Origin of the sequence: Pseudomonas sp. PDM02 (assembly GCF_014852285.1) — a bacterium.
Taxonomy (GTDB): domain Bacteria; phylum Pseudomonadota; class Gammaproteobacteria; order Pseudomonadales; family Pseudomonadaceae; genus Aquipseudomonas; species Aquipseudomonas migulae.
On record NZ_JACVBL010000010.1, the window covers coordinates 91,870 to 109,500 of the forward strand.

General features: G+C 58.9%; 16 protein-coding genes. 11 read left to right on the top strand and 5 right to left on the bottom strand.

The genetic code is table 11. The annotated features are described in order from the left end of the window. Positions 1–48 precede the first annotated feature (48 nt). The 9 genes from algG (at position 49) to IB245_RS18720 (ending at position 9,061) form a co-directional block, all read left to right on the top strand. Complete coding sequence (gene algG / locus IB245_RS18680; protein WP_192228291.1) at positions 49–1,566, top strand: mannuronan 5-epimerase AlgG; 1,518 nt, start codon at positions 49–51, stop codon at positions 1,564–1,566. 11 nt (positions 1,567–1,577) lie between these two features. After that, positions 1,578–2,975: an alginate O-acetyltransferase AlgX-related protein gene (locus tag IB245_RS18685; RefSeq protein WP_192228292.1), complete on the top strand. Its 1,398-nt coding sequence runs from the start codon at positions 1,578–1,580 to the stop codon at positions 2,973–2,975. Continuing rightward, complete coding sequence (locus tag IB245_RS18690; protein WP_192228293.1) at positions 2,975–4,087, top strand: mannuronate-specific alginate lyase; 1,113 nt, start codon at positions 2,975–2,977, stop codon at positions 4,085–4,087. Before IB245_RS18685 ends, IB245_RS18690 begins: the two co-directional genes overlap by 1 nt. Positions 4,088–4,192: 105 nt before the next feature. Next, positions 4,193–5,614 carry a mannose-1-phosphate guanylyltransferase/mannose-6-phosphate isomerase gene (locus IB245_RS18695; RefSeq protein ID WP_192228294.1) on the top strand — a complete coding sequence of 474 codons (1,422 nt, stop codon included), beginning with the start codon at positions 4,193–4,195 and terminating at the stop codon, positions 5,612–5,614. Positions 5,615–5,733: 119 nt separating this feature from the next. Then, a complete protein-coding gene (locus tag IB245_RS18700; protein ID WP_192228295.1) occupies positions 5,734–6,366 on the top strand; it encodes a CGNR zinc finger domain-containing protein in 633 nt (210 codons plus the stop codon). A 112-nt stretch (positions 6,367–6,478) separates the two neighbouring features. Further along, positions 6,479–7,354, top strand: a complete 876-nt coding sequence (locus IB245_RS18705) for an alpha/beta fold hydrolase (RefSeq protein WP_192228296.1) — start codon at positions 6,479–6,481, stop codon at positions 7,352–7,354. Between the two features lie 499 nt (positions 7,355–7,853). Continuing rightward, positions 7,854–8,147: a fructose-bisphosphate aldolase gene (locus IB245_RS18710; protein WP_192228297.1), complete on the top strand. Its 294-nt coding sequence runs from the start codon at positions 7,854–7,856 to the stop codon at positions 8,145–8,147. Between the two features lie 142 nt (positions 8,148–8,289). After that, positions 8,290–8,604, top strand: coding sequence for a type II toxin-antitoxin system RelE/ParE family toxin (locus tag IB245_RS18715; RefSeq protein WP_192228298.1), 315 nt, complete (start codon positions 8,290–8,292; stop codon positions 8,602–8,604). A gap of 1 nt (position 8,605) precedes the next feature. Then, positions 8,606–9,061 (top strand): addiction module antidote protein, encoded by a 456-nt coding sequence (locus IB245_RS18720; protein WP_192228299.1) that lies wholly within the window; start codon positions 8,606–8,608, stop codon positions 9,059–9,061. A 137-nt stretch (positions 9,062–9,198) separates the two neighbouring features. On the opposite strand, the gene IB245_RS18725 is transcribed toward IB245_RS18720, so the two are convergent. The 5 genes from IB245_RS18725 to IB245_RS18745 all read right to left on the bottom strand — a co-directional run bounded on the left by IB245_RS18725 (position 9,199) and on the right by IB245_RS18745 (position 15,083). After that, entirely contained in the window at positions 9,199–9,645 is a 447-nt protein-coding gene (locus IB245_RS18725; RefSeq protein WP_192228300.1) for an NUDIX hydrolase, read from the bottom strand. 114 nt (positions 9,646–9,759) lie between these two features. After that, positions 9,760–10,308 carry a cupin domain-containing protein gene (locus tag IB245_RS18730; RefSeq protein WP_007946335.1) on the bottom strand — a complete coding sequence of 183 codons (549 nt, stop codon included), beginning with the start codon at positions 10,306–10,308 and terminating at the stop codon, positions 9,760–9,762. Positions 10,309–10,681: 373 nt separating this feature from the next. Further along, positions 10,682–11,965, bottom strand: coding sequence for an NAD(P)/FAD-dependent oxidoreductase (locus tag IB245_RS18735; RefSeq protein ID WP_008027204.1), 1,284 nt, complete (start codon positions 11,963–11,965; stop codon positions 10,682–10,684). A gap of 52 nt (positions 11,966–12,017) precedes the next feature. After that, positions 12,018–13,508 (bottom strand): aldehyde dehydrogenase, encoded by a 1,491-nt coding sequence (locus IB245_RS18740; RefSeq protein WP_192228301.1) that lies wholly within the window; start codon positions 13,506–13,508, stop codon positions 12,018–12,020. Between the two features lie 198 nt (positions 13,509–13,706). Then, positions 13,707–15,083, bottom strand: a complete 1,377-nt coding sequence (locus tag IB245_RS18745) for a glutamine synthetase family protein (RefSeq protein WP_008039000.1) — start codon at positions 15,081–15,083, stop codon at positions 13,707–13,709. A 272-nt stretch (positions 15,084–15,355) separates the two neighbouring features. Between IB245_RS18745 and IB245_RS18750 the strand changes: the two genes are divergently transcribed. Further along, positions 15,356–16,117, top strand: a complete 762-nt coding sequence (locus IB245_RS18750; RefSeq protein ID WP_192228302.1) for a gamma-glutamyl-gamma-aminobutyrate hydrolase family protein — start codon at positions 15,356–15,358, stop codon at positions 16,115–16,117. A gap of 348 nt (positions 16,118–16,465) precedes the next feature. After that, positions 16,466–17,608: a polyamine ABC transporter ATP-binding protein gene (gene potA / locus IB245_RS18755; protein WP_008027211.1), complete on the top strand. Its 1,143-nt coding sequence runs from the start codon at positions 16,466–16,468 to the stop codon at positions 17,606–17,608. Positions 17,609–17,631 lie beyond the last annotated feature (23 nt).

Here is a 17,631-nt window from a genome sequence, read left to right on the forward strand (position 1 = left end):
CAACGGCACATTGATCACAACCGGCTGCCTTTTGGATGAGTGAGACTTATGGACCGTGTCGTCAAGATAGGACTGATGCTCGCCGCAATGCTGTTGGTGCAGACGGCAGGTGCCAGTGCGGCAGGTGACCTCCTGATACCGCGCTACAGCATCAGCGAGGCTCCGGGAAAACCGTTGCTGATCAAGGAACCGAAAATGCCCGACCTGTCCGGCTATACCGCCGAGGCAGTCGCCGCGAAGATTGCCTACAAGCCCGCCGGCCGTGCCTTGATCCAACCGATGCTCAAGGAAAACGCGCTGGACGAGTTCATCGGCGGCCAGGACCGCTTCAAGGAATGGGTGGTGCGCCAGAAGCAAATGCCCGTGGCGATCTTCATCGACCGTGGCTACATGAGCCTGACGCAACTGGCACGCAGCCTGCCGCAGACAGCCCTGCGCGAGACCGCACCGGGGGTGTTTCTGGCGCGCTTGCCGATCGTCATCCGTCCCGGCGGGACGCTGCATATCGACAAATCGGTCAAGGAATTGCGCTTGTCCCAGGACGGCGGTTCCTTCCTGGTCAATGACGGCAAACTGTTCATTACCGATACCAAGGTCAGTGCCTGGAGCGAGAAAGACGACAGCCCGGCCTGGTTCAAAAAAGAGGAAACGTTTCGCCCGTTCCTGATTTCCTGGGGCGGCACCGAGACCTACATCGTCAACAGCACCATCACCAGCTTCGGCTACACCGAGAGCAAGAGCTATGGGGTGAGTATTTCCCAGTACAGCCCGAGCATGGCGCCGAAGATGAAGCGCAAAAAGCCGACCGGCTGGCTGATCAATTCGCAGTTCATCGACAACTATTTCGGCTTCTATTGCTACGAGGCCGACGACGTGGTGATTCTGCGCAACACCTATCGCGCAAACATCGTATATGGCATCGACCCGCACGACCGTTCGCGCCGGCTGATCATTGCCCATAACGATGTCTTCGATACCCACAAGAAGCACGGCATCATCCTCTCGCGCGAGGTCAACGACAGCTGGATCATCTACAACCGCACCTACAACAATCATCTGTCGGGCATCGTCCTGGACCGTTCCAGCGTCAATAACCTGCTGGCCTACAACGAAACCTACAAAAACCGCTCCGACGGCATCACCTTGTACGAGAGCGGCAATAACCTGATCTGGCGCAACCGCGCGGCGGACAATGACCGACACGGGATCCGCGTGCGCAACAGCACCGGCGTACGCCTGTATGAAAACGAGCTGATGGCCAACGCCCTGACCGGGATCTATGGCCACACCAAGGATTTGCGTGGCAGCGACCGCGATCTCAAGGAAGACCCTTACGAAGCCAAGCTGTCGCTCACCGTGGTCGGCGGCAAGCTGATCGGCAACGGTTCCAGCCCCATCGCCGTGTTTTCACCCTCGCGCCTGGAACTCTATGACTTGACCTTTCTCGCGCCGCAGAAACAGGACGGCCTGGCCTTCACCGGTTTGCTAGGGGACGTTCAGGGCGACTTGATGGACATCCTCCTGCGCCGCCATGCCGCCGCGTTGATTCTGCCCGAGACACTGTGAGGAGCCTGCCGATGAACACCTTTCATGGATTTGCCGCGCTTGGCCTGCTGTCCATGTCGATGGGGGCACAGGCGCAGCCGCAGTACACGGCCGAGGCCTGCTGTCAGCTGTGCCCGCAAGCGGCGCAGGCAACCTATTACGAGCCACCGGAACTGAAAAACTACGCGACGCTGGTGGAGGCCAAGGACCAATGGCTCTTCCGCACCCGTAGCGATTTGCGCACCGACTTCGGCCTCGATGAGAGCGGCTACAAAGCCCTCAAGCGCCTGCGCGACGGGCTCGCCCAGCGTGGGGTCGAACTGGTGCTGGTGATGCCACCCAGTCGCGGCCTGCTGCACGCCGACCGCCTGACGCCGCTGGAACTGGCCAGCTTCGATCAGGCCAGGGCCCGGCAAAACTACCTGCAAACCCTGGACCGGGTGCGCGGCCTGGGCATCCTGGCACCCGACTTTGCCAACCTGCTGAGTTCGCCACAGCCCGCCGGGCAGCCCTTCTACTTCAAGGGCGATCACAACTGGACGCCCTATGGCGCCGACCGCAGTGCCCAATTGGTAGCCCAGACGCTCAAGGGCAACGATGTGCTCAAGGCGTTGCCGCATCAGGTCTTCGCCAGTCAACCGGCCGGCCTGCTGGGACGCTCGGGCACGCTGCAAAAAGCCGCCGCACAGATCTGCGGCAACGGTTATGCGGCGCAGTATGTGACCCGTTATCAAACCCGCGCCCAAGGCGATGCCAAGGGTCCGGCCAAGGTCGCACTGATCGGCACCAGCGCCAGCAGCGAGCTGTTCAACTTCCCCGGTTTCCTTGAACAATACCTGGAGACGCCGGTCCGCAACTTCAGCGTACCGGGCGGTGGCTACGATGATTCGTTGATCGCCTACCTGCTCGGCGACGACTTCCAGAACGCCCCGCCGGCGGTACTGGTGTGGGAAACCGACAACCTCGACAGCCTCGGCAAATCCAGCTTCTACCGCCAGGCAATGGCGGCGCTGAGCGATGGCTGCGACAACCAGTCCCCGTTGCTCAAAAGCCAGGCGACCCTGCACAGCGGCCGCAATCAGGTGTTGTTCAACGGCAGTGGCGGCAACGTGTATCCGATCAAGGGCAATCGTTATCAGGTCGACCTCAAGTTCGCGGACCCCGGCGTGCGTCTGTTGAACGCGACCCTGACCTACCTGAACGGTCGCCAGGAAAACCTCAGCTTGAGCCGTTCGCCGACGGTCAATACCCAGGGCCGCTTCGCCTTCGAGCTGCGCGGCGACGGGGACTGGGGCGAACAGACGCTTCTTTCCATGGACGTGCAACCGCCGCCGGGAATGACCACCACAGGGCTTTCGACCCGACTGTGCGTCAAACCCGCCATCACGGCAGCACCGACCCTGCGCACCGCGCAGACGGAGGAAAACTGATGCGCCCGGCACACTGGGCCGCCATTGGCGTGGCCTTCATTCTGATGGGGCCGATCATGCAGGCGACCGCACAACTTCGCCCGCCGCAGGGCTATTACGCGCCGGCCACAGAGAAAAAAGGCGACGCGCAGAGCTGTCCGGCGACGCCCAAACCCTATACCGGTGACCTGTTGATCCCCAGCAAATACGAAGGCTCGGGCAAGGCACGGGATCAGCTCAACGCAGAATCCAACAAACGCTACAAGGAAATGTCCGGCGATATCAACGAACTGGAAAAAGGCGTCAACAAACAAGTCGCCGCCTATTTGCGGCTCGGCCGCACCGGTCATGTGGACTGCACGTTGAGCTGGCTGGGCGATTGGGCCAAGGCGCAGGCGCTGCTGAGCACCACCTACACCCACACCGGCAAGTCGATGCGCAAATGGGCGCTGGGCAGTATTTCTTCGGCGTACCTGAGGCTCAAGTTTTCGCAATCACAGCCATTGAGGGGCCGTGAAGCGCAGACCCGTCCCATCGAAGCCTGGATCGGCAAGCTCGCCGAACAGGTAGTGCGAGACTGGCGCGACCAACCGCTGGACCGCCTCAACAATCACCAGTATTGGGCGGCATGGTCCGTCATGGCGGCCTCCGTGGTGGTTGACCGGCGCGACCTGTTCGACTGGTCCGTCGCACAGTTTCGCATCGGCGCATCCCAGGTCGATGCCGACGGGTACCTGCCCAACGAATTGGGCCGCGACACCCGCGCACTGGCTTACCATAACTACGCGATGGGGCCGCTGATGATGATCGCCTCCTTCGCCCAAGCCAACGGCGTCGACCTGCGCGAAGAAAACCATGGCGCCATGCGGCGTCTGGCGACACGCGTGGAAGAAGGCATCAAGAATCCAGGTTTGTTTGAACGCAAGACCGGCCACAAACAAGCACTCGAAGACCTCAACGAGGATGGCAAGTTTGCCTGGCTGGAACCGTACTGCGCGCTATACGACTGCTCAGCGCAAACCAACCGCTGGCGCCAATCGGTCGAACCGATGAAAAACTACCGCCTGGGCGGCGACATCACCCAGCTGTTTGCAGACCAGAAAGACCAGGTGCAACAGCCGGCACGCCCCTGATTGCGGCCGATTTGAATTGAGCTTGTGTTTCAAATAATGGAAGGCAGTCCTTCGCTGTTCGAAGCGCCTTCATATCGAACGATGAAGGTGTGGGAGGAAAGAAAAATGATTCCAGTCATTCTGTCCGGGGGCAGTGGTTCCCGGTTGTGGCCATTGTCACGCAAGTTGTATCCCAAACAGTTCCTGAGCCTGGCCGGCGAAGGATCACTCTTTCAACAAACCCTGCAGCGCCTGGCGTTCAACGGTATCGGCAAACCGATCGTGGTGTGTAATCAGGAGCATCGCTTTCTCGTCAACGAACAACTTGCCGCCATCGGCTGCACGCCGCAGGCGATCCTGCTCGAACCCTTCGGCCGCAACACCGCACCGGCGGTGGCGCTGGCAGCCCTCAAGCTGATTGCCGAAGGCCGCGATGAGCTCATGTTGGTCCTTCCGGCCGACCATGTGATCAGCGACGTCCCCGCTTTGCGCGCCACACTGGAACACGCAGAGCAAGAGGCGCTCAAAGGCAATCTGGTGCTGTTCGGCATTCCGGCGACACGTCCGGAAACCGGCTTCGGCTACATCAAGGCCGACTGCAGCGATGCGGGCGCCCATGCCTTCAAGGTCGAGCAATTTATCGAAAAACCCGACCAGCAAACCGCCGCCGAATTTGTCCGCTCCGGCGAATACTTCTGGAACAGCGGCATGTTCCTGTTCCGTGCCAGCCGCTACCTCGAAGAGCTGCGCACGCACGAACCGGACATGTACGACACCTGCGTGATGGCCCTGGAGCGCAGCCCCAGCAGCGAAGGCGTGACCAGCATCGATCGCGTCACCTTCGAATGCTGCCCGGACAACTCCATCGACTACGCAGTGATGGAACGCACCCACCGCGCCTGGGTCGTCCCGCTCAGCGCTGGCTGGAGTGACGTCGGTTGCTGGTCGTCGCTGTGGGATGTGCACGAAAAGGACACCGACGGCAATGTGCTCAAGGGCGATGTCGTCAGCTACAACAGCCGCAATTGCTTCGTCCATGGCAGCAGCAAACTGGTGACCCTGCTCGGGGTGGAAGACCTCGTCGTGATAGAAACCGAAGATGCACTGATGGTCGCGCACCGCGACACCGTGCAAGACGTGAAAAAACTGGTGAACGCGCTCGACGCCCAAAATCGCTCGGAAACCCAGAACAATTGCGCGGTGTATCGTCCCTGGGGCAGCTACCACTCGGTGGACAACGGCATCCGCCACCAAGTCAAACACATCACCGTCAAACCGGGCGCGCAACTGTCCCTGCAAATGCACCACCACCGTGCCGAACACTGGATCGTGGTCTCCGGCACGGCCCAGGTGACGTGCAATGAAAAGGTCTTCCTGCTGACGGAAAACCAGTCCACCTACATTCCGATTGCTTCGGTGCATCGGCTGGCCAACCCCGGGAAAATTCCGCTGGAGGTGATTGAGGTGCAGTCCGGAAGCTATTTGGGTGAGGATGATATTGAGCGGTTGGAGGATGTTTATGGGAGGAATCAGCAGGTCAAGAATTGAGCCCATTCAGTAACCCCACCGAATACCATGAAGAGGTTATCAATTTAACAGTAACTTGTCGGATGCACTTTGAGTGGTTACGCTGAGCCTTATCAATCCAGGCTTTAGTGGACACCCTCATGAACAGCACTCCCCGTGGACCGGCCCTCTTCGTCGCCGACGCCGCCGCTCTCGATTTCCTGAACTCGATAGCAACGCCGGTCGATGAACCCGTCGACTGGATCGACGACGGCAACGGCTGGCTGGACTGGCTGAAACAATCGGGCTGGGTGGAAGACGAGATACTGCAACGGCTTCAGGCACAAGCGATGCCTGGCGAGCTGGAAACCGTCGCGGCGCAGGCACGGTCATTGCGCGAGTGGTTTCGCGGTTTTGTCCTGAAATACAAAGGCCAACCGCTTGAAGCCTCGGCCCTGAAAGAGCTCGACGCCTTGAATCGCTTGCTCGAACGGGACGAAAAATACACCCAGATCACGCTGCAGAACGGCGAAACACCAAAGCTCGCCTGGGAACTGAAACGCCGCTGGCGCAGCCCGGATTCCCTGCTGTTACCACTGGGTGAAGTGCTCGCGCAGTTCGTCAGCGAGGAAGATTTCACCAACGTAAAATGTTGCGAAGGACCGAGCTGCACCCTGATGTTCGTCGACCACACCCGAGGCAGAAAACGCCGTTGGTGCAGCATGGCGGTCTGCGGCAACCGAGCGAAAGCAGCGGCCCACCGCGAACGGCAAAAGAAAATCATCGATGCTTGAGGGCGAAAAACAATAACCTATCAAAATCATTTTGACAGGTTACTATGTTCGTGCCAGATTTAATCTCGAAAACCGGCTTGATCTCATCCATGCGGTTACGAGGCCAATCATCATGACCAGCACCACTGCACCCATCCGCTACACATTTGCCGACGTCGACGGCGTTCGCGTCTTCTACCGGGAGGCAGGAGAACCGGCCAAGCCGACCCTCCTCCTGCTCCACGGGTTTCCCAGCTCATCCCACCAGTTCCGCCAACTCATCCCGCTGCTGTCGGCACACTTCCACATCATCGCCCCGGACCTGCCCGGCTTTGGATTCACCCAAGTGCCTGCCGAGCGCAAATACGCGTACACCTTCGACGCACTGGCAGAAACGCTGGGGCATTTCGTCGAGACCCTGGGACTGAAACGCTACGCGATGTACGTCTTCGATTACGGCGCACCGACCGGCCTGAGACTGGCAGTCAAATACCCCGAAAGAATGACCGCACTGATCTCGCAAAACGGCAACGCGTATCTGGAAGGATTGGGCGATGCCTGGGCACCGATCAGAGCCTACTGGGCAGAACCGTCAGCCGAAAATCGCCAGGTCATCGCCGACGCAGTCCTGCACCTGGAAGGCACCCGCTGGCAATACGAACATGGCGTCAGTACGCCAGAACTCATCGCTCCCGAGTCCTACACCCTCGACGCGCTTCTGTTGGAGCGGCCGGGCAACAAGGACATCCAGCTCGACCTGTTCCTGGACTACGCGAACAACCTCAAACGCTACCCGGACTTTCAGCGCTTCTTCCGCGAGACCCAACTGCCGACACTGGCCATCTGGGGCCAGAACGACCCCTTCTTCATCCCGCCTGGCGCAGAGGCGTTCAAACGCGACAACCCCAATGCCGTAGTCGAACTACTCGACACCGGACACTTCGCCCTGGAAACCCACGTCGACTACATCGCGAAGCGCATCATCGAAGTGATTGGCAACGCCGCATAAAGGGATCACAGGCGGACGCAACAATGCGCCCGCCTACATCTCCCCTGTGGGAGCGAGACCGGCTTGCCGGCGATGAGGCCCTCACATTCAACACAAACATTCACTGTCACACCTTTCAGCCCACTCGATTTCACAAACCTGACATCCGAAAAACGTGTAGGAATTTACCTTTTGTAACTAGAGGATTTATCCCCAACAAGCAGCGAAGCCGCCCCAAAACCTGCCCCCGAATTCCCAAGGCACTTCATACCGCCCGGATTACCGCGAAAGCCCCGTAAACAGTGGCATTGAGCCTTGTCGCAACAAACGCCAAAGCATCCTACAGCCCGGTTGTGAGCGCAAAAATCGCAGCTTATAGTTCCCGCCGTCGCTGCCATTGTCGGTGACCGGGATTCGCAGCCCAAAAGAGAAGACACCGAAGACCGCCAGACCCGCGCAGCCGATCTCCGTCGGTAAACGAGTAATGGCGATTGTGATTCATCTTTTTAGGACTACATCCATGACAACCCAACATCCGCCGCGCCGCTTCACCCCCATGTCCCAATTCGCCACCGACTACCCCGTACTAGTCATCGACAGCCACGCCCCAATCCGCGAACTGCACAACGTCGTCAGCGAACGCCTCAACGCGGTCCTCCCCTACCTCCAGCTCATGGGCTGCACCAGCCTCCCCGACTACGCCGAAAACGACATCAACACCGTCGCCAACATCGCCCGGATTTTGCTCCAGGACGTGAGTGATGTGTTTCGGGTGATTGAGCAGCGTGGGTTTGATACCTCCAAAGGTCAGTGAACGAATTTCACACAAAAAGCCCGCGTTAATGCGGGTTTTTCTTGCCTCATAAATCCTCAACTGGGCGATGTGCAAGAAGTCATTTCGACCCGCACATAGCTTTTCATCAGCAAGGAGTAGCCAGTAGGCTACAACCAGGACTATGATCGAAAAGAGAGAAATCAACATTCACAACACGCCCGAGCTTGATAAATGGCTGGGTGATGTGACGGACGGCCTGGGAAAGGCAGCTATCTTGAGCCGCTTGGACCGCGCCAAAGATGGCCATTTCGGGGATTGCGAAGCGGTGGGTGGCGGTATGAGCGAAATGCGTGTTTTTGTTGGTCCTGGCTACAGAATCTACTTTGTGCGCACCGGGATGACCGACTACACAATGCTCACTGGAAGCGATAAAACGGATCAAGCGCGAGGCATCAAACGAGCTAAACAGATCCTCGATGCTATGAAAGGTAAATGACATGAGCGAACCGACATTCAACCCCGAGGATATGCCTATCCTCAATCTCGACACTTCTGGCACAAGTCGTCACGAAGCCTCCCGCTTCCTCGACAGCCCGGAAATAATGGCTGCTTACATTGCTGAAAGCATGAAGGCAGGTGACACGGCATTGGTTCATGCACTGGGTGAAGTTGCAAAAGCTATAGGCGTAAACAAAGTCGCCCAGGAAGCAGGGGTCAACCGCGAAAGCCTTTATAAGGTGCTTAAAGGTGGAACGAAAACGCGATTTGAGACAATCCGGAAGCTGATGACAGCGATAGGCCTAGAACTCACCGTACGCCCGATGTCGACGCCAGTCGCAGCCCCAAGCAATCCCAGACCTACTGCTGAAAAATCCGCTGCCCGGCCTACTGCTGGCAAACCGAAGTCCAGAGTTGCGGTAACCAAAGTTGCTATCAAACCAGTTCCAGCCTAAACCGGTTGTTTGTTGCCAGGTTCCGACGAAAAAAGGTGAAAAAAAGGTGACAGATCTATTTATTCAAATAGATCTGTCACCTTTTAGGTCTAAAAATCAGCCGGACGCGCTTGATCCAGAGTTATTGGAGGACGCCGTCAATCCAGCAATGCGACTTTCTTCAGCAATTCGTAAAGGCCATCAGGCACCAACAGTGCTTCATCAGTAAAGCTCGCACAAGGAAGCCACTTCGCAACGAAGGCCGCACCATCGCTTTCTTGAGCATTCAAGTGCGACAACTCATAGACACTGGCATCCACAAACTTCGCGTCGTACACCTGCACGATTTCGTGCCCTGGTGTGCCGTTATACGTAAAGAGGCTTTCAAGCGTGCCGAGCAAGCGAACATCGGTGATGGGCAAACCGAGTTCTTCCTGTACTTCTCGTACAACGGCTTGGGCACTGGTTTCACCGAATTCGATTCCGCCACCGATTGGGCGGAAGAATGGCTTTTCAGTGATGGGGTCGCGAGCTTCGTTGACCAGAATCTTGCCGTCGTGATGGAAGATGCAAAGTGCGAGGGGGCGGATGCGGGGTGTGGTCATGATGTGAAGTCCATTTACTTTGAAAATTCCTGAAGCAGCTGCTCCCATTCGGCATGGGTGTTGGTCGCGGACGCAACCTCGGCAGCTGCTACAGGTTGGCGTCCGTTTTTGAGATCAGAAGTTAGCCGGGGTGTTGGCGCTGATGATTTCCGCTTCATCCTGGCCGATGTTGCGGAACTTGTGCGGCAACGTCGTCGGGAAGTAGTAGCCATCCCCCGCGTTGAGCACACTGATTTGCCCATCAACAGTCAGCTCAACAGTGCCACGAGTCACAAGCCCACACTCTTCCCCTTCCGAGTGCACAATCGGCTCTTCCCCCGAACTCGCGCCCGGCGCGTATTGCTCGCGCAGCAAGCGCATCTGCCGGCTCGGCACCGAAGCGCCAATCAGCAGCAACCGCAACCCATGACGCCCGAGATCCGGTTGTTCGTTGGCGCGGAACACGTATTGATGTTCACGCGGCGGCTGATCAAAGGTGAAGAAGTCCGCCAGAGACATCGGGATGCCTTCGAGCAGTTTTTTCAGGGAGCTGACGGAGGGACTGACGCGATTCTGTTCGATCAGGGAGATGGTGGCATTGGTGACGCCGCTACGCCGGGCCAGCTCGCGCTGGGAGAGTTTGTAGCTTTCGCGTACTAATTTGAGTCGTGAGCCCGTGTCCATGACAGCCTTATGCGAGGAAAACTTAAGGGTTATGGGGGTGGATGGCGGGCGACTTTTGGCCGCGAAAGTACCGCTTCCCTGTCCCGTAATTGTGAAAGGCGGGTATTAAATCACGTTTGGGGGTGTTGCTGTAGGCGCATGGTTATTGGTGATGGTGGTGGGTCAGTTGGCATTGATGGGGAACCGGATGGCGTCATCGCGAGCGGGCTCGCTCCCACAGTTTTTGACCTCTGCTGCACGTACATTTTGTGCCTGCCATGGATCCAATGTAGGAGCAGAGCTTGCTCGCGAAGGCGGTGTGTCAGGCGGCATCGATGTCGGATGTGCCGCCGTCTTCGCGAGCAAGCTCTGCTCCTACAAGGGCTGTGTTGGGTTAGATGCCGAAACGGTCGCGAAGCGCGTAGTACGCAGCGCCCATGGCGGTGAGTGGGGCCTGGAAGGTGCGGCCGCCGATCATTGGCATGTGCGGCAAGGATGCGAAAGCATCGAAGCGTTCGGCGTCGCCGCGGATCATTTCCGAGATCAGTTTGCCGGCCAGGTGCGAGCAGGTGACGCCGTGGCCGCTGTAGCCCTGCATGTAGTAGGCGTTTTTCTCGATGCGGCCAAATTGCGGCATGCGCGACATGGTCAGCAGGAAGTTGCCGGTCCAGCGGTAGTCGATCTTCACGTCCTTCAGTTGCGGGAAGGTCTTGAGGATTTTTGGCTTGATCAGCTGTTCGATGTCATCCGGTTCACGGGCGCCGTAGACCACGCCGCCGCCGTACAGCAGGCGGTTGTCGGCGGTCAGGCGGTAGTAGTCGAGCAGGTAGTTGCAGTCTTCGACGCAGTAGTTGTTTTTGATCAGGCTGCGCGCAACCTTTTCCGACAACGGTTCGGTGACGACGATTTGCGAACCGCACGGCATGCTTTTAGCGGTCACGCGATTGTCGAGGCCCTGCGGCAGGTAGGCGTTGCCGGCGATCAACAGGTATTTGGCGCGGACCACACCTTTGGCGGTGCGCACGGTGATCGGTTCGCCGTAGGTGATTTCCACCGCCGCCGATTGTTCGTAGATTTTGCCGCCCAGGCCGATGATCGCCGAGGCTTCGCCGAGGGCCAGGTTCAGCGGGTGGATGTGGCCGCCCTGCATGTCGAGCAGGCCGCCGACGTAGTTGTCGCTGCCGACTTCGCGCTTGATGTCCGCGGCGTCGAGCATTTTCAGGTTCTTGTTGCCGTAGCGTTCCCAGCTGCTTTTCTGCTCGGCCAGGCCTTTAAGCTGCTTTTTGTTCAGCGCGGCGAAGATGCCGCCCGGCTTGTAGTCGCACTGGATGTCGTAGTGTTGTATGCGCTGACGGATGATGTCGGCGCCTTCGAAGATCATGCTGCCGAGGACTTCGGCGGTTCTGTCGCCGTAGCGCTCTTCGATGACATCGACGTCGCGGCTGTAGGAGTTGACCAGTTGGCCGCCATTGCGACCGCTGGCGCCGAAACCGACTTTGGCGGCTTCGAGTACGGTCACGCTGTAGCCGGCTTCGGCAAGGAACAGCGCCGAGGACAAACCGGTGTAGCCGGCGCCGATGATGCAGACGTCGCAATCCACCGCTTGTTCCAGCACCGGGAAGTCGCCGGTGAAGTTGCGGGTTGCGGCGTAGTAGCTGTTTACATGAGTCTGTTTCATAGGTTTCTCCGATGGCCGCTGGCATGTGCCGGCGGCCGCCGTTGTAGAAGTATTAGAGCTTGATCCAGGTCGCTTTGAGCTCGGTGTATTTGTCGAACGCGTGCAGCGATTTGTCCCGACCATTACCCGACTGCTTGTACCCGCCGAACGGCGCGGTCATGTCGCCGCCGTCGTACTGGTTGACCCAGACGCTGCCGGCGCGCAAGCCGCGAGCGAAGGTGTGGGCCTTGCTCAGGTTGCTGGTCCAGACACCGGCAGCCAGGCCGAAGATGCTGTCATTGGCGATGGCCAAGGCTTCTTCAGCGGTGTCGAAGGTGATCAGCGACAGCACCGGGCCGAAAATTTCTTCCCGGGCGATGGTCATGGCGTTGGTCACGCCGTCGAAAATCGCCGGTTCCACGTACAGGCCGCTGGTGGCTTCGAGGGTGCGGCTGCCGCCTGCGATCAATTGCGCGCCCTGGTCTTTGCCGACCTGGATGTAGCGCAGCACGTTGTCCAGTTGACGCTGATCGACGACCGCGCCGACGGTGGTTTGCGGGTCCAAAGCATGCCCTGGTTTCCAGGCTTGCAGCGCTTCCACCAGCAGCGGAATGAACTGCTCGCGGATCGAACGCTCGACCAGCAACCGCGAACCGGCGGTGCAGACTTCGCCCTGGTTGAAAGCGATGCCGCTGGCCGCTGCCTGTGCTGCCGCGCGCAGATCCGGCGCATCGGCGAACACCACGTTCGGGCTCTTCCCCCCTGCTTCGAGCCAGACGCGTTTCATGTTGCTTTGGCCGGCGTAGACCAGCAGTTGCTTGGCAATCGCGGTCGAGCCGGTAAAGGCCAGCACGTCGACGTCCATGTGCAACGCCAGCGCCTTGCCGACGGTGTGGCCGAAGCCCGGCAGAACGTTGAACACGCCTTTCGGAATGCCGGCGTCCAGCGCTAATTGAGCGATGCGGATCGCGGTCAGTGGTGACTTTTCCGAAGGCTTGAGGATGAACGAGTTACCCGCCGCGAGGGCCGGGGCGAACTTCCAGCTGGCCATGATCAGCGGGAAATTCCACGGCACGATGGCGGCGACAACACCGGCAGGTTCGCGGGTGATGAGGCCGAGTTGATCGTGCGGCGTGGCAGCGACTTCGTCGTAGATTTTGTCGATGGCTTCAGCGCTCCAGCGGATCGCGTTGGCGGTCGCCGGGATGTCGATGTTCATCGAGTCGTTGATCGGTTTGCCCATGTCGAGGGTTTCGAGCAGGGCGAGTTCTTCCCGGTTGGCCAGGATCAGGTCGGCGAAGCGGATCAAAGTGCGCTTGCGCTCGGCCGGGGCGAGATTGGCCCAGACGCCGGATTCGAAGGTGCTGCGTGCGACGGCGACGGCTTCGTTGGCGTCGGCTTCATCGGTGCTGGCGACATTGGCCAGGAAGCGGCCGTCGACCGGGCTGATGCATTCGAAGGTTTCACCGCTGAGTGCAGCGCGGTATTGGCCGTCGATGAAGGCGCGGTTTTCGATGGTTAGGGACTGGAAGCGTTGTTCCCAGTCGCTGCGAGTGTTTGTCATGGTTGTGACTCGACGCAGAGGAATAGGTAGTGGGACTGGAGCTGCTCAATCAATGGTTTGAAATGCAGTCCCCTGTGGGAGCGAGCCTGCTCGCGATAGCGGCGCATCAGTCAGCATTGATGCGCCTGATCCACCGCCATCGCGAGCAGGCTCGCTCCCACAGTTGATCGGGTTTCAGCCTGGATCCGGGTCAAGCCGTCAAACCGTGTGCAGGTACCAGTTGTACTCAAGGTCCGAAATGGAGTTTTCGAACTCGGCCAGCTCGCTTTCCTTGCACGCCACGAACACGTCGATGTACAGCGGGTCGATGTATTTGGCCATGACTTCGCTGTCGTCCAGCTCGCGCAATGCATCGCGCAGGTTGTTCGGCAGGCTTTGCTCGTTCTGCTCGTAGGAGTTGCCTTCCACGGGTGCGCCCGGCTCGATCTTGTTGGTCAGGCCGTGGTGCACGCCCGCCAGCACCGAAGCCATCAACAAGTACGGGTTGGCATCGGCACCGGCAACGCGGTGTTCGATGCGCACGGCATCGGAGGAACCGGTCGGCACACGTACCGCAACAGTACGGTTGTCGATGCCCCAGCTCGGCGAGTTCGGCACATAGAACTGCGCGCCGAAACGACGGTACGAGTTGACGTTCGGGCAGAGGAAAGCCATCTGCGCCGGCAGGGTCTCGAGCACACCGCCGATCGCGTGTCGCAGCGCGGCGTTCTGCTCGGGATCCTCGCTGGCAAAGATGTTGTTGCCTTCTTTGTCGAGAATCGAAATGTGCACGTGCAAACCGTTGCCCGCCTGGCCCGGATACGGCTTGGCCATAAACGTGGTGTCCATCTCGTGGTCGTAGGCGATGTTCTTCACCAGACGCTTGAGCAACACCGCGTAGTCGCAGGCCTTGATCGGGTCGTTGACGTGATGCAGGTTCACTTCGAACTGCGCCGGGGCGCTTTCCTTGACGATGGCGTCGGCCGGGATGCCCTGCTCTTTTGCACCTTCGAGGATGTCTTGCAGGCAATCGACGTATTCGTCGAGGTCGTCTATCAAATACACCTGTGTCGACATCGGACGTTTGCCGGAGACCGGCGAGCGTGGCGATTGCGGACGACCGTTCACGTTGTCCTGGTCGATCAGGTAGAACTCGAGTTCGAACGCAGCGCAAATGGTCAGGCCAAGTTCATCGAACTTGCGCACCACATTGGCCAGCACTTCACGCGGGTCGGCGAAGAAAGGTTCGCCTTCGAGTTCGTGCATGGTCATCAACAGTTGCGCGGTCGGGCGCTTCTGCCAAGGCTCGATGCTCAGGGTGCCAGGGATTGGATAGCAGATCCGGTCGGAGTCGCCGATGTCCAGACCCAGGCCGGTGCTTTCCACCGTGGAGCCATTGATGTCCAGGGCAAACAGGGACGCCGGCAGGTTGATGCCTTTTTCGTAGACCTTATGAAGACTGGTGCGCTCGATGCGCTTGCCGCGCACCACACCGTTCATATCCGCAATCAGAAGGTCGACGTACAAAACCTCAGGATATTTCTTAAGGAATGCGTTTGCTTCGTTGAGTTGAACGGCACGCAGAGGGACCGACATGATGCACCTATTAGCTGTTAATTATTATGTTCACCGCACTTTCTGGAGCCCAGTCAACCCGAACGGCAAAGTGAAGTCAATAGCGAACACTTGGCCTTTCATCCTTTATTTTTGGGACTTTTCTGGGCACGAGAGTGCCATATAGGCCCTCAACACCGCACAAAGACTAGCAATCGGACGTGCGGCGTTTAGAATTTTTTACATGAGAGTTGTTAATTAAAATCAACAAAGCTAAGCTCCTGAAAAACTCGTTCAAGGTCGAGGTGATAAAAATGGCATTCAAGCCATTGATCGGCGTTACAGCGTGCGTCAAACAGATTGGCCCGCACCCCTACCACATCAGCGGCGACAAGTACTTGCGTGCTGTCAGCGTCGCGGCTCTGGGGTTGCCCGTGGTCATTCCTTCCTTAGGCGAACTGACTGAAATCGAGGATGTGCTCACGCATCTCGACGGTCTGTTGCTGACCGGTTCGCCATCGAATGTGGAGCCCTTCCACTATCAAGGCCCGGCCAGCGCTCCCGGCACGGATCACGATCCGGCGCGGGACGCCACTACCCTTCCTTTATTGCGTGCAGCCATTGCGGCGGGCGTTCCGGTACTCGGCATCTGCCGTGGTTTCCAGGAAATGAACGTGGCGTTCGGCGGCAGCCTGCATCAGAAGGTGCATGAACTGCCGGGCATGCTCGATCACCGCGAAGCGGACAGTCCTGAGCTGGCAGTGCAATACGCCCCGGCGCATGCGGTGACGGTGCAACCGGGTGGCGTGTTCGAAGCGCTGGAGTTGCCGACCGAGTTCATGGTCAATTCGATTCACAGCCAGGGCATCGACCGCCTCGCTCCCGGCCTGCGTGCCGAGGCGATTGCGCCGGACGGTCTGATCGAAGCGATTTCGGTGGACCACAGCCCGACCTTTGCGGTCGGCGTGCAATGGCACCCGGAATGGCAGGTGCTTTCGAATCCTCCTTATTTGAGTATTTTCCAGGCGTTCGGCGATGCATGCCGACGACGGGCCGCGCAGCGTAAAACCCGCTGACCCAAAACACCCATTTACTGCCCCCGCGAGTTTGGCGGGCGTGCCTTTGCGCGTCCGTGGCTCGCGAAAACAACACACTGCAATAACAACAAGTACGACCCAGGCAGCCAGGACGGCGGCGCCGAATAAGCCCGAGCGGTATGGATCAGGCGAGCGCAATCCTTTGTAGGAGCGAGGCTTGCCCGCGAAGGCGGTGTATCAGGCAACGATGATATCGACTGACATACCGTCTTCGCGGGCAAGCCTCGCTCCTACAGGGGGTTGCGCCAACCGAATGCCCCGGGCTTGCAATCCACTCTTAAGTCAGGCCGCGTTGGCCCGACGACTGAAACCTGTTGGGAGTTTCACATGGCAAACGCCTCCAGCATTTACAGGAAGGCTCTTGAAGGTCACCAGGCACCGAAAAAGGTGTTGGTGAAAGTCGACCGCGTCACCAAGAAATTCGACGAAACCACCGCAGTGGACGATGTTTCGCTTGAGATTCATCAAGGGGAAATTTTCGCCTTGCTCGGCGGTTCCGGTTCCGGCAAATCGACGCTGCTACGCATGCTCGCCGGCTTCGAGCGCCCGACCGAAGGGCGGATCCTGCTCGATGGCGTGGACATCACCGACATGCCGCCGTACGAACGGCCGATCAACATGATGTTCCAGTCGTACGCCCTGTTCCCGCACATGACCGTCGCACAGAACATTGCCTTCGGCCTCAAGCAGGACCGTTTGCCCGCCAGTGAAATCGACGCCCGCGTGGAAGAGATGCTGCGCCTGGTGCACATGACCCAATACGCCAAACGCAAACCCCATCAACTGTCCGGCGGTCAGCGTCAGCGTGTCGCCCTCGCCCGCTCCCTGGCCAAACGTCCAAAGCTGTTGTTGCTCGACGAACCGATGGGCGCGCTGGATAAAAAACTGCGTTCGCAGATGCAGCTTGAGCTGGTGGAAATCATTGAGCGCGTCGGCGTGACCTGCGTCATGGTGACCCACGACCAGGAAGAGGCCATGACCATGGCCCAGCGCATCGCGATCATGCACCTGGGCTGGATCGCCCAGATTGGCAGCCCGGTCGACATTTACGAAGCCCCGGTCAGCCGCATGGTCTGCGAATTCATCGGCAACGTGAACGCCTTCGAAGGCACCGTTGTCGAGGACCTTGAAGGTCACGCGATCATTCACAGCAAGGATCTGGAGCAGAAGATCTACGTCGGCCATGGCGTCAGCACTTCGGTGGAGGACAAGTCCATCACCTACGCGATCCGTCCGGAAAAACTGCTGGTCAGCACCACCCAACCCGAGTCCCGCTACAACTGGTCCCAGGGCAAGGTGCATGACATCGCCTACCTCGGCGGTCACTCGGTGTTCTACGTCGAATTGCCTGGTGGCAAAGTCGTGCAGTCGTTCATGGCCAACGCCGAACGCCGTGGCGCGCGTCCGACCTGGGACGACAAGGTCTACGTGTGGTGGGAAGACGACAGCGGCGTGGTACTGCGCTCATGAAAACACTCAATCAGCGGTTCATG